Origin of the sequence: Xylophilus sp. GW821-FHT01B05 (genome assembly GCA_038961845.1) — a bacterium.
GTDB lineage: Bacteria > Pseudomonadota > Gammaproteobacteria > Burkholderiales > Burkholderiaceae_C > Xylophilus.
In genome coordinates this window covers 3,883,854-3,896,580 of record CP152408.1, presented here as the reverse complement: position 1 = coordinate 3,896,580, position 12,727 = coordinate 3,883,854, and the positions used below count along the sequence as shown (strand labels likewise).

Genomic DNA, 12,727 nt, shown 5'->3' with positions numbered 1-12,727 from the left:
CTCCTTGGAAAAGCGGGGCCTTGTCCCTCACGGGATGGCAGCTCCCGCATGCGGTGGACAAAAAAGCATCAGCGTCACAAGGACGCGCGTCCGCGCAATGGATGCGATGCGGACTGGTGGGTGACGCGGGAGAGACCCGCGGCAGCCTGGAAACCCTGGCTGCTGGCATGTGCTGACGAATCAGCGAACATGCGGGCAGCTTCGTGTGCGGGGCTCGCTGCGTCAGTTGGAAAATGGCATCCGGCCCAGCCCCGATTGATGCGCACAGAGAAAATGAAGCCCCGCATCGAGTGCGAGGCTGTCAGGAGGGTGCGTCGGCGCTTGGTCAGTCGGGCTTGTCGCCCAGGACATGCTGCTTCCACAGGTCGAATGCCTGCTCGGGCGGAAGCTCGGCGAGGATGACGATGGGCTGGGCCTGCCGGGCGCGCAGCGAAGCGAAGTACGCCTTGCGGTCGGCGATGGCCTTGAGCTTGATGCCTTTGATGAACAGCAGCTTGCCGTCCTTGATGAACAGCACCTTGTTGCAGATGTCGCGGTTGAACGCGGCTCGCACCTTGCGTTCTGCGTGCATGGCATCGGCCAGTTCATCGACCAGGAAGTCGAGCGTCATGTCGATGTAGTGAGGGTCTTCACCCTCCTGGCCGAGGTCGAGCGGCGCAGGCGGCAGTCCCTTGGCGAAGGTTTCGGCCTGAGCCAGCAGCGCCGCCTTGCCATTGAGCGCGCGCAGGAACGTCGAGCCGCCGTGGCCGTCGTTGCGGGCCTCGGCGATGGGAGTACCGTCGATCACGACGGTGGCGCTGAAGCACATCGTTTCCTCGCTGGCAAAGTCGGCCACCTTGAGGTTCTTCAGCGTGATGCGGTCTTGCTTGGTGATGTTGTCCATGGGAAGTCCTGAAATCGACCGGGTGGCGACATGCCCCTGACGGGACGTGGCGGCCATCCCGTGGGTTGGAGAAAAAAGAGGCATCAATGCCCCGGTGGGCAGCGTTCGCCGGTGAGATGCCGAGGCGAACTGGCGGGTGGCGCGGGTGGAACCCGCGGCAGCCTTGACACCCTGGCTGCGGGCGGCTGCCGGTACATCGGCAGTGCAGGAGGAAGAATGGCGCGGGCCGCAGGCTGCGTCGCCGATCAATCCGAAGCGGTCGAGCCCGTCTTGTGCAGGCACTGCACCAGCCGCTGGCCCAGCCATGCCATGCACGGGACGGCCATGGAGTTGCCGATCGCCTTGTAGCGCGGCGCGTCTGCGGCGGGCTTGCCGCGGTACGGGATCAGCGTGTAGTCGTTGGGCATGCCTTGCAGCCGCTCGCACTCCACGGGCATCAGCCGCCGCACGCGCCAATGCGACCAGTCGCCGGGGCCGGGGTCGTTCCAGTCGTAGCGGAAATGCGCCTCGAAGTCGGGGGCCAGCACATGGGCCTTGTCCGCGCCGCCGCCGCTGGTGCGTAGCGCGGCCGCTACGTTGCCGCCCAGCTCGAAGGCCAGGCCTTCGGCGCGACCACGCAGCGCGACGCTGAACACCATCGGCCGGCCCTGGCCCGGCTTGCCGCCGCCGGTGGAAAGCGTCCCGGCAAGCTGGCCGTGACCGGATTCGAGCCGCAGTTCGCCACGGGAGTTCTGCGCGAAGGCGACGGCCGGCACCACGCCTGCGTTCGCGTGGCTATTGCGATGCCCGCCTGCGCGCAGTGTCGGCGTCCGGTCCATCACCGCATCAGCGCCGCAGCCCTGGGCGGTGAAGGCGATGATCGGAGCACCCTTGCCGGTGCCGTCTTCGCTGCTGCCCTTGCCGCCATTGGCGGTGCTGAGCGTGTGGGTGATGTGGCCCGCGACGGACTGCGCGAGGAAGGTTTCGACCTCGAAGTCGTTCTTCGGGCCGGGCGCGGCGGTCAGGCAGGCGGCCACGTCGATGGGCCCCGCGGTATTACCACCACCGAACCCGAACGTCATGGTGACCTTGCCATAGGGCTGCTTCAGTCCTGCGAAGCCGCCTGCTGCCGCAGCGCCATGTCCAGCAGCGCGGGAAGCGTCTTGCCACGGCGCGAAGCCCGGCGAAGAATCCCCGCGCAGGCCGTCGCGCTCAAAAAGTACCTCGGCGGGATCGAGGTCATCTCCACCACTTGCCACAAGAAACACGCGCTTGCGGCGTTGGGCGACACCGAAATATTGAGCGTCGAGCACGCGCCAGGCGATGCGGCGGCGGGGTCCAAACACACAACCAGCGTGCGCCCATTTTTCCCCTGGCGGCTGGAGCGCACGGCCTTCTCCGGCCAGTGCGCCCAGGAAATGCCCGAAGGCATTGCTGCGGTCGTTGAGGACGCCCGGGACGTTTTCCCAGACGAGCGTTGCCGCCGGGCGGCGGTCTTGGTGGCGAGTTTGGTCGATGGCATTGGCAAGCTCCACATAGGCAAGGGTCAAGGCACCGCGCGGGTCATCCAGCCCGCGCCGCGCACCGGCAACACTGAACGACTGGCACGGCGTGCCGCCGACCAGGATGTCGGGCGCCGGCACGGTGCCGGCACGCACCTGGCGGGCGATCGCGGTCATGTCGCCCAAATTGGGCACGCGGGGGTAACGGTGCGCGAGCACGGCGCTCGGGAACGGCTCGATCTCGGCAAACCATGCGGCTTCGAGGCCGAGGGGTTGCCAGGCGAGGCTCACGGCCTCGATGCCGCTGCACACGCTGCCGTACAGCAGTGGCGCGGGCTGGGGCGCACCGCGTGGGGTGCGAGGTTGCGGGTTCATGGCGTGTCTCCTGTTCGTGTGGCCCTGGACCGTTTGGCCGGGCCGGGACGTTGATCGGCAGGAGAAAGGCGCCGAAGGCCGAACGGCCTTCGGCTCGGGAGGACAGAACCACCCGTGGGCTGATTGGCAGGCCTGGTCGTCGCTAGAACCGTCTGCTGTCAGCAATCGCACCCGGCGCATGTCGTGGTTCGCGCCGGCATCTTCTGGCGCACATCCGCGCACAAAAGGAGCCCAGTTTTTCGCCGTTGGGCACGGCATCGAATACCGCTGACCGTGAAGGGTCTCCGGGTGGCTCGCAGCCTGGCAAGCCATCGGGGGACCCTTCGCAGGGGCGGAAAAATGCAGATCAACAGAATGCGCCGGGAGACCCCGGACATGGTTCGCGGAGAAGCTACCTTCAGGTCCCGCAGCCGGGTACGGCTGGGCGGGACGCGCACACGGACATGAGAAGGCGTTGCGCGCTGGGCATCCCGCAGGGCGTGCGGGACATGGGCCACGCCGCCGATGGCGGGCACGGCTCTCGGGGAACGGGGTCGGTCAAGAGCCTTTGCGGCCGCTACTGCGCGGGCGCGAGGCACCGCGCTTGGACGCGCCGGTTTCGACCGGCAGCGTGCCTTTGCAGTCGGGATAGCGACTGCATGACCAGAAGGGGCCGGTCTTGCCGGTGCGCTGGCGCGTCGGTGCGCCGCACTGCGGGCAAGCGGGTCCCTGGGGAACCTTGATGGACAGCGAGGTGCTGCCGTACTGCGCGATCAGTTGCGAAATCCAGGCGGCCTGCTTGCCGATGAAGACTTGAAGGGTGAGCTGTCCGGCCTCGATCATGTCGAGCGCCTGCTCCCACACGGCGGTGGTTCCGGGGTCGGCAATCGCCGCAGGCACGGCGTCGATCAACGTGAATGCCGCATCCGATGCGCGAATGGAGCGTCCTTTCTTCACGAGATAGCCCCGCGTCAGCAGGCCGGTGATGATGTTGGCGCGCGTGGCTTCGGTGCCGATGCCCGTCGTTTCCTTCAACTTCTGTTTCAGGCGCGGGTCGGTCACGAAGCGCGCCACGCCTTTCATCGACTTGACCAGTTCGCCCTGCGTATAGGGCTTGGGTGGCATCGTCTTGAGCGCCTTGACCTCTGCCTCGGCTACTTGGCACGCCATGCCCTCGCGCAGGGCGGGCAGCACCTGGCTGCGCGCCGTGGCTTCACCGTCCTCGTCCGATTGGGGCTCGGCCAGCACCAGACGCCAGCCATTGACGACCACCTGCTTTCCGGTGGCCACCAGCTTCTGCTGGCCGCAGGAAAGCTCGGCGACGGTGCGGTCGAACTCGTGGTGAGGGAGGAATTGCGCCAGGTAATGCGCCCGGATGAGGCGGTACACGGCCAGTTCCCGCTCGCTCATCGCAGCGAGGTTCGCGGGTTCGAGCGTCGGGATGATGCCGTGGTGCGCCGTGACCTTGCCGTCGTTCCAGGCACGCGAGCGCTGCGAGCGATCGAGCTGGTCCATGATCTGGCGCAGTGACGGATCTGTCTTGAGCAGACTGTCCAGGACCGTGGGCACCTCGGCGAACATGCTTTCGGGCAGATAGCCCGAATCGGAACGCGGGTACGTCGTGGCCTTGTGGGTCTCGTACAGGGCCTGGGCGATTTCAAGGGTCTCTTGAACGTCCAGCCCGAACTGCTTGGAACAGACTTCCTGGAGCGTCCCCAGGTCGAACAGCAGCGGCGGGCCTTCGCGCACGCGCTCGGTCTCGACCGATACCACCTGGGTGTTGCCCGCAGCGCGGATCTGCTGCGCGGCCTGCTGGGCGATGGGCTGCTGCAAGCAGCGCCCGCCGTCGTCGGTGCAGCCAACGGGCGGAACCCACTGCGCGCCGAAAGCCTGACCGCCTGCGGACAGGGACACGTCGATGGCCCAGAACGGCACCGACTTGAAAGCCGCGATCTCGCGGTCGCGATCCACGACGAGCTTGAGCGTCGGCGTCTGGACGCGCCCGACCGACAGCACGCCGTCGTAGCCGGCCTGTCGGCCCAGCACCGTGAACAGCCGGCTGAGGTTCATGCCCACGAGCCAGTCGGCGCGCGAGCGCGCCAGTGCCGAGTAGTACATCGGCAGCGTGTCGGACGACGGCCGCAGCTTGCCGAGCGCGGTGCGGATCGACGCATCGTTGAGCGCCGACAGCCATAGCCGCTCGATGGGGCCGCGGTAGCCGCACAGGTCGATGATTTCGCGGGCGATCAGCTCGCCCTCGCGGTCGGCATCGGTGGCGATGACCAGATGGGTCGCCTTCGCCAGAAGCGCCTTGACGACCTTGAATTGCGTGGCGGTCTTGGGTTTGACCTCGACCCGCCACTGCTGGGGAATGATGGGCAACTGCTCCAGCGACCAGCGCTTGAGCGCCGGGTCATAGACCTCGGGCGCTGCCGCTTCGACGAGGTGGCCGATGCACCAGGTGACGGTGACGCCGGAGCCGATGAGGCAGCCTTCACCGCGCTGCGTGGCGCCGAGAATCCGGCCAATGTCTTTGCCCTGGGAGGGCTTCTCGCACAAGAACAGCCGCATGTCCGTCCATCCGATTTCCGTGGTTCATGGAGTCGCTGGAAACGAGGATGCCGAGCACCACCAGGGGCAGCAGCAAACAAGCTGCATGCGGTGGCGACCACTTTCACGGGATGGAATGGCTGGGACGGGAGTGGCATGCGGCCGCCGGTGTGCGCGCCGGGAGCCGCGATTTTCGGGAGCGAGTGGAAGCCGGTGGATGTTGATGGAGCTATCCCCTGGGGATAGCTCGCGAGGGCATGGGGCGACCGACGACTGCCACCGCCCCATGCCGGGTCACTTCCTGCGCTTCGGCTCCTTCAGTGCGGTCGGTTCCTGGGCGGGCTGGGGTTTCGGCTGCGCGTCCTGCGCGGTCTCCTGTTGCCTGGGGCTGAGGGTCACGGACTCGATGCGGAACGGCAGGATGCCGACGCTGCGCGCGTTGATCTGCCAGGTCTCGCGCGGCTGATCCTCGTTGTCCGTCCAGGGGTCACGCTCCATGCGGCCGATGACCAGCACGCGCATGCCTTTCTGGTACAGGTCCTTCCAGTGCGCGGCGTCGCGGTGCCAGATTTCCACCGGAGCCCAGAAGCCGCCGCGGTCCTCGAAGCTGCCATCCTTCTTGGGGATGGGGTTGTCGAAATAGACGTTCAGGCGCAGAAGGCGGCTGGGTTCATCGTTGCCGTTGGGGAACTCCCGGTACTCAGGGGGCGAACCGATGTTGCCCTCGCCAGAAAAATGCGTGCTCATGTTGCAATCTCCGTGGTGGTTGAAATATCCGCACCTGGTTGGCGGCGGGCGCGTGCTGGGGTGCCTTGCGCGATTACCGATCGCGCAGGGTGGGCGGTGTGGACTTGAGTCGGCGCAGGTAGGCGTCTTCCGCCTCGGCGGCCTTGCTGGCGCACTCCTGGGCCTGCCTGCCCAAGGTGTGCAACAGGCTGATCTGCATGTTCTGCGTGATGCGCTGAAGCTCGATCGCGTGCAGGTCGGCCAGCAGGTTGACCGGCGTGCTGGTGCTCGCCATCAGTTCACGCCACAAGGCGACGCCCATGGCCGAGCGGTCGTGCTTGCGCCAGCGAAGAAACGCCGTGCCTGCGCCAGTGGTCTGCTGGGCCAGCTCGATGGGGAGCAGGTGGAAGGGATGCCCGACGGCCTGTGGCAGCACCTGTCGCTGCGCCAAGCCAATCAACTCGTCGCGCGTGGCGAAGCACTGGCTGGCCCAGGCCTCCAAGTCCCCTTTACCTTTAAAGGGCTTTAAAAGGCCTTTTAGAGAGGCGGCGTGTTCCAGCCGCATGAAGGCGGTCTGTTGCAGCGGACGGAAGTAGCGGGTGTCGCAGTTCGGGTCGCTCATACCTGCGCGTCCTCGCCCGCAGCGGTCTCGGGTGCCTCGGTGGTGGTGGCCTCGTCGGTGGGGGCATCGGCTGCGGCAGGAGCCTCACCGCGCTGTTGCAGGCCACGGCGCACGATGGGGGGCTCGAACTTCGAGCGGCGCGTGCCTTCCAGCACGTCCTGCGGCAGCTCCCCGAACTTCTCCAGCGCCGCGCGTGCTGCGGCGTTTTTCGCCGCGAAGTCGTCGCGGGTGCAGCCCGAATAGCGGTACTGCTGGGCCAACGAGAACAGGCTGCGCAGCGCATGCGCGCCCTCGTTGAGCCAGCGTTCGAGCGTCGAGCGATCGATCAGCGCGGTGTGGTGCGCGAGGATCAGCTTGCGGGCGATGTCGTCGTAGTCAGCCAGCAGATACACCGCAGCAAAGCCCAACTGCGCATTGACGAACAGCGGCAGCTTGACGGGCTGCACGTTGAGGTTCTCGCCCAGGGTGAGTGCCGGCGGCACGCTCGCCAGGGCCTGGTCCACCTGCTCGCGCAGCGATTGCAGCGTGGCCTTCGTCTGTTCGAGCTTGTCCTCGATGCGCAGCATCCAGAAGTCGCTGTACGGGTCGTCCTGCTCCGAGCCGCGCCGCATCTTGTTCATCTGGGCGATGTAGCCGTTCAAGCCGACGATGCCCGGGCGCCCCTCGGCGGCAGCGCGGCCGTGCCAGATGCGAGAGGCGTGGTGCGTGTGCAGCGTCAGCGACATCGCGCTGCGCAAGGGGCCGAGATTAAGTTGCAGAGGTTCGTTGGTCGTTGCCATGGTGTCCGCTCGTTGTTGGAAAAGAGCGGCCAGCTTCGGCAGGAAGCGGAAGGCAGTCAGTCAACAAACCGAAACCCACCCATCCCCGGTTCAGGGCGCGGCGGGTGCATGCGTCGCGAGCTATCCCCTGGGGATAGCGCCATGGAGCGCCAAGGAACGCTGCACGCCTGGATCAGCGTGGACAGGGCCGATCCCGCGGCAGGCGATCGAGGCCTGGCGTACAGCGGTTCGACGTCGTAGCTGTCAGTGGAACTATCCCCAGGGGATAGTTCCATGGAGCGCCAAGGAACGCTGCACGCCTGGATCAGCGTGGACAGGGCCGATCCCGCGGCAGGCGATCGAGGCCTGGCGTACAGCGGTTCGACGTCGTAGCTGTCAGTGGAACTATCCCCAGGGGATAGTTCCATGGAGCGCCAAGGAACGCTGCACGCCTGGATCAGCGTGGACAGGGCCGATCCCGCGGCAGGCGATCGAGGCCTGGCGTACAGCGGTTCGACGTCGTAGCTGTCAGTGGAACTATCCCCAGGGGATAGTTCCATGGAGCGCCAAGGAACGCTGCGCGCCCGGATCAAGCGCGGACAAGGCCGATCCCGCCGCTGGCGATCGGGGCTTGGCGTGCAGCGGTTCGACGTGTAGCCGTCAGTGGTACTATCCCCTGGGGATAGCTCTACTGGAAGCCACTGGCATCCACTTCACCGCCTTGCAGGCCCGCTCACTTGCTGGCGAGCAGGTTGTGCAGCCGCTCGATGTGCTGCCTGGCGACTTCTGGTGGCACTGGCTTGCCCCGCGGCTGGGATGGTGGCGGTGCTGGTGGTGGCCGCTCATTCGGCGGAGCGTGTGCCGATGGCGCGTCTTTCTTAGCCCAGGCGTTGAACTCGCCATGGATGGCTCGCTGGATGATGCCGAACAGATACCCCGCAGGATTGCGGATGCCGGGGCTGCTGCATCGTGCGGCCCATTCGTCCAGCACGGCCTGCCTCAGCGCGGCATCGACCTGCTGCAATGCCACCCGCGCACCTGTCTGCTGCTCTGCCTTCAGTTCCGCGAAGCGTTTGGGCCATTGCAGGTCGCCCAGCGCGCGCGCCTGCGCCTGCGCGGTAGTACGTAATTCATTAATACGACTACTACGTACTGTACGGGCCTGCTTCGGATTCCGAAGAGAGGCGTCTGGCGCGGGTTTCGACCCTGCTTCGGATTCCGAAGTGGGGTCGTCAGGATTCCGAAGAAGGCTCGTCGCCCCTTCTTCAGATTCGTGCGTGGCGTCCTCCTGTGGATAACTTTCGTGCGCCCCGACGCCCTGGCTGGCGAGGCGTTCGGCCAGGACTTGCAGCCTCGACGGCAGGGTGCGCCCGGCCAGCATCGGGTCTTCGCCGATTTCCTTGAGGGTGTGCAGGCCCACGATCTGCACGGTTTTGGCCGAATGGCCGAGCGCCTGGCTGACGAGTTGCAGGTAGTCCGGGTCGAGCTGCATCGCTTCAAAGGGGGTCAGCGGCTCGTCGTGCAGGACATAGAGGTTGCCGAGGATGCGGCCGGTCTTGGGGTCGCGCCGTCGCCGCACCAGGCTCAGCCATCGGGTCAGCCGCAGCAGCGTCAGGGCTCGCGCCACGGTTTCGTGCGAGGCCTGCCCGGCGCAGGGCATCGAGGCCAGCCAGGGCCGCAACTGCTCATAGGTGGGGAATGCGGTCACGCCGTCGTCGTTGAGCATCAGCCGGAACACCTGCCAGGCGTTGCGCTCCAGCGGCGTCAGGCGGCGGTCGAGGAACAGCCGCCGCGGTACGGTTTCATGCCGGTTGCCGCTGAAGAGGAACGCATCGCCGGACGCAGCCGGTGTCGCAGGTGACGGCGCAGGTATAGGCATGCGCGTGGGGGTGGGCGTGGGCGGGCTGGGCCTGGGCGCAAGGTGTTTCAGCGCGGTGTCGAACAGGTCAGCGAGTGCGACGGGGCCATGGCGTGGTGCGGTGTCGTCCACGGCCATGGATTAACCCAATCCCTGATCGACCCACGACTTGATCGCGGCCCAGACCACCGACAGCGGCAAATCCATGCCTTCGGCAAGGTCCATGGCCGCGTCGAGAATCGAGGTCTCGTCCTTCAGGTCCACATTCCTGCTGCTGGTGATGGCTTTCCAGCGCCGCCACAGTTCGACGTCCTGCTTCTCGTCCAGGACAGGGTGACGCCCCTTGCGCTTGGGCAGGCCCAGCACCTCACGGCGCAGGGCGACTTCCTGATGAGTCAAGCCGTAGAAGCGACTGACCATCTCCGTGCTGGCCCCCAGGCGCAACATGTGATCGACGGTCGCTATTTCCTTCTCCACGTCCTGCGCCTGCGAAAGCAGACGCCGGAGCACCTCACGGTTCACGGACACGGAACACCACGAGACATTGGCGTTGGCCAGCACGCTCACCATGGCGGGATGCTTGAGCGCATCCAGCTCGGCCTCGCTGAAGCCCATCGCCTTGCAGCGGCGCAGTTGGCCGTTGCGCAGGTCGTAGAGCGCCTGGGCGATGACGGCCTGATTGAGCGGGTGCGGGGCGGACATGCGGGTCTCCTTCCTTCATGCCCCAGGACCTGCTGCACTGGATTCCAGGTCCAGCAGGCGCCGGGCCAGGCGCAGCAATCGGAACAGCTTGACAAGCGCGGTGTCGCTCAATCGCCGGTTCGCATCGCCTTGGCCGTGCAGCAGCGCCGGCAACTCGGCGGCAAGCTGCCCGCCGTCCAGATCGGCATCGGCGAAGCCCTGGCCTGCCAGGCTCGCCAGCAATGCCAGCAGGGCGCGGCCCTGCTGTGATGGGGGCTGCGCGCTGGCATGACATGCGAAGCCCACACCGTCCGCGCGGTCCTCGATGCACTGATCAAGGCCTGCCTCGCCCGCGATCTCGCGTGCGAACTGCGCGATGTGGATGCGCAGGCGATCGGGCGTGTCCAGGCCCGCGTCGATGTGCCAGACGTCGGAAATCGGGTAGAGACCGCCCGCTTGGACTGGAATGGACTGCAGGACATTGGCCGAGAAATCGGGCAGCGCATCCCCCAGCTCGTCGGCGACCATTCGCTGAATGGATTGCAGCCGCTCCGTCGTCGGTGCAGGCGAAACGATGTGCCCCTGCAGAAGATCACCAGGAGCTGCCACGGGGCTTCCTGCGGGCGAGCCGTTCGTCCCTGAGTCGCCCTCGCGCTCGCGCGACCCAGGTGTGGCCGCCGGCGTCGGGGCCGATGGGGCCGGCGCGGCGGGCGGGCGTGCCACGGTGCCAGGCTCAGGCAGCGCGGGCGGTGCCGATGGCGGGGTCGGATCGCTGACCAGGGCGCGATGGCGGCTTTCGGATTCGGTGAGGTCGAGCGCCAGCACGTCGTAGTCGATGCCGAGCAGTTCGGACATCTGGCCGATCAGTTCGTCCTGCACGCGTTGGGGGGCGAACTCGTCGGCCTGCACATCGAATTGTGACAAGACTTCCTGGAAGAACTCGTCGAAGTCCTGGACCAGTGGGCGGCCCTTGGCGTAGCGCTCCCACGCGAGCATGCAGGCTTTGCGCATGACCGACAGGCGTTCGACCTGGTGGCGGCCGAGGCCGCCATAGAGCACGGCCGGGATCGCTGGCAGGAGGTAGCGCACCGCGTCGTTCATGCGGCTGATGTGCGACTGCTGGACCGGGAAGCCATCGGCGGCCAGGCGGCGGGCCAGTTCGGACTGGCTCAGGGTGGCGCCGCTTTCCTGCTCGTAGAACTCGCGTGCTTTCTCGACGCCGAGGGCGCGCTCGATGAACGTGAGACCGCCGCGCAGTTCGTTCTCGGCCAGGTGGCCGGTCAGCATGACCACTTCGCCGCGGCTGGGCCACGGCCGGAACAGGCACGCTATGCGGAAGAACTGCTCGTCCTTAGCCTCCGACCACAGTTCGCGCAGGATCGCCAGCCGCGTGTTGCCGCCGTTGCGGATGATGTAGTGGTCCTCGCCGGGACGGCGGGTGATGGCCGGTGCCGCGTCCAGGCCGCGCTCACGGATGGATGCCTTGATCTCGTCGTAAGCCGGGTTGCGCTTCTTGCGCGGGTCGTGGTCGTAGGGGCGCAGTTGGTCCAGCGTCACGACCATCGGTGTGTCGGCGATCGGGTCGCTCAGGGCCGTGGCGGGTGGGCCGCTGCGCTCGAACCCCGCAGCGAGCAGTTTGCCGGCCATGTCCTGGGAGGTCATGTCAGCCATGGCGGCCTCCGCAGGCGTTGGATGTCATGGCTTCGCGCTCTGCACGGCGGATCTGCGCGCGGGCGTTCAGCGCCGCCCGATGGTCGCTTGCCGTTGAACTGGTGTAGATCGCAGCGCAACCCGCCTTGGTGAATTTGAGGTGTCCGCCCGGCGTGCGCTTGACGTGCCAGCCTTCGCCCACGGCGAACTCGATCAGGGCGCGCAGCCGCTTGTGGCCCCGGGCCAGTTCATGTGCGTTCGCCATGGGGCCTTGCTGTATCAAGAGGGAGTGGCCCAATCGGGTGGGGCGGACGGCCGGACACCGCGGCCAGTCGGTGCTGCCACTGTGGAAGCAACTCGCCGGCGAGGCCGCGCATGGTGTCGAGCGCGGCGGGGGCGACTCTGCCCGGCGGCTGGCGGTATTCGACCCGATGCACCGGCAGGCCGCGCGTCGCAGCGCGCGGATAGGCTTCGATGGCCGGCACGTCGGTGGCCAGCACGCGGATGCCGGCGTGGTCCTGGAACAGATCTCGCAAGGCCTGCTGGATCAGCCGGGCGTTCGCCGACACCGGGTGGACGCGGTTGATGAGCAGGTGCAGCGGCGGCGGCTCGATACCCAGGTGCCGGTATGGCGCGATGTCTTCGAGCAACTGCACGGTGCCGCGCCGCAGCTCGCGCGCTGCCAGGATCTCCGGGGTCACGGGCGACAGCGCCAGGCCGGAGGCCAGCACCGCCATTTCCAGCAGCACCGAGCGTGCGCCCTGGGTGTCAATCAGCACCAGGTCATAGTGAGGGCCCAGCACCGGCAGCAGGTGCCGTAACCGAAGACGCCCATCGGGAGCATGCAACAGCAATGTGTTCAGCTCGCCCCGGTGGTCGTTGGACAGCACCAGATCCAGGCCTGCGATGATCGTGCGGCACACGAGCTGGCCGAGGTCGCGCTCGTTGAACGCCAGCAACTCGTAAATGCCGCCGGGCGCGCGGTGGGCCAGCTCGTAGTACGAGGACAGAGTGGGCTGCACGTCGAGATCGAGCAGCAGAACGCGCAACCCCGCGTCCGCGGCGAGCCCGCCCAGGTTCGCGGCCGTCGTGGTCTTGCCGACGCCGCCCTTCGTTGAAATGATGGATACGACCTGCATGGCGCTCTCCGTGTGAGGATGGGAA

Annotated in this window: 11 protein-coding genes; all 11 read right to left on the bottom strand. The window is 66.9% G+C overall.

What is annotated here, in order from left to right; genetic code table 11:
* Window positions 1–325: 325 nt before the first annotated feature.
* Window positions 326–883, bottom strand: a complete 558-nt coding sequence (locus AAFF27_18085; GenBank protein ID XAH21918.1) for a hypothetical protein — start codon at window positions 881–883, stop codon at window positions 326–328.
* A 245-nt stretch (window positions 884–1,128) separates the two neighbouring features.
* Window positions 1,129–2,739, bottom strand: coding sequence for a DNA cytosine methyltransferase (locus AAFF27_18080; protein ID XAH21917.1), 1,611 nt, complete (start codon window positions 2,737–2,739; stop codon window positions 1,129–1,131).
* Window positions 2,740–3,276: 537 nt separating this feature from the next.
* Window positions 3,277–5,289 carry a DNA topoisomerase III gene (locus tag AAFF27_18075; GenBank protein XAH21916.1) on the bottom strand — a complete coding sequence of 671 codons (2,013 nt, stop codon included), beginning with the start codon at window positions 5,287–5,289 and terminating at the stop codon, window positions 3,277–3,279.
* Between the two features lie 273 nt (window positions 5,290–5,562).
* Window positions 5,563–6,015 carry a single-stranded DNA-binding protein gene (locus tag AAFF27_18070; protein ID XAH21915.1) on the bottom strand — a complete coding sequence of 151 codons (453 nt, stop codon included), beginning with the start codon at window positions 6,013–6,015 and terminating at the stop codon, window positions 5,563–5,565.
* 73 nt (window positions 6,016–6,088) lie between these two features.
* The gene (locus tag AAFF27_18065) at window positions 6,089–6,616 is read right to left on the bottom strand and encodes a DUF3158 family protein (protein XAH21914.1); all 528 of its coding nucleotides are present in this window, start codon (window positions 6,614–6,616) and stop codon (window positions 6,089–6,091) included.
* Window positions 6,613–7,395: a PFL_4669 family integrating conjugative element protein gene (locus AAFF27_18060; GenBank protein ID XAH21913.1), complete on the bottom strand. Its 783-nt coding sequence runs from the start codon at window positions 7,393–7,395 to the stop codon at window positions 6,613–6,615. The genes AAFF27_18065 and AAFF27_18060 overlap by 4 nt, the downstream gene beginning before the upstream one ends.
* Before the next feature lie 712 nt (window positions 7,396–8,107).
* Window positions 8,108–9,370 (bottom strand): STY4528 family pathogenicity island replication protein, encoded by a 1,263-nt coding sequence (locus tag AAFF27_18055; protein XAH21912.1) that lies wholly within the window; start codon window positions 9,368–9,370, stop codon window positions 8,108–8,110.
* A 3-nt stretch (window positions 9,371–9,373) separates the two neighbouring features.
* A complete protein-coding gene (locus tag AAFF27_18050) occupies window positions 9,374–9,934 on the bottom strand; it encodes a DUF2857 domain-containing protein (protein XAH21911.1) in 561 nt (186 codons plus the stop codon).
* A 15-nt stretch (window positions 9,935–9,949) separates the two neighbouring features.
* The gene (locus AAFF27_18045) at window positions 9,950–11,584 is read right to left on the bottom strand and encodes a ParB family protein (GenBank protein XAH21910.1); all 1,635 of its coding nucleotides are present in this window, start codon (window positions 11,582–11,584) and stop codon (window positions 9,950–9,952) included.
* The gene (locus AAFF27_18040) at window positions 11,577–11,828 is read right to left on the bottom strand and encodes a type II toxin-antitoxin system HicA family toxin (protein XAH21909.1); all 252 of its coding nucleotides are present in this window, start codon (window positions 11,826–11,828) and stop codon (window positions 11,577–11,579) included. The genes AAFF27_18045 and AAFF27_18040 overlap by 8 nt, the downstream gene beginning before the upstream one ends.
* Window positions 11,812–12,702, bottom strand: coding sequence for a ParA family protein (locus AAFF27_18035; protein XAH21908.1), 891 nt, complete (start codon window positions 12,700–12,702; stop codon window positions 11,812–11,814). The genes AAFF27_18040 and AAFF27_18035 overlap by 17 nt, the downstream gene beginning before the upstream one ends.
* Between the last annotated feature and the right edge of the window lie 25 nt (window positions 12,703–12,727).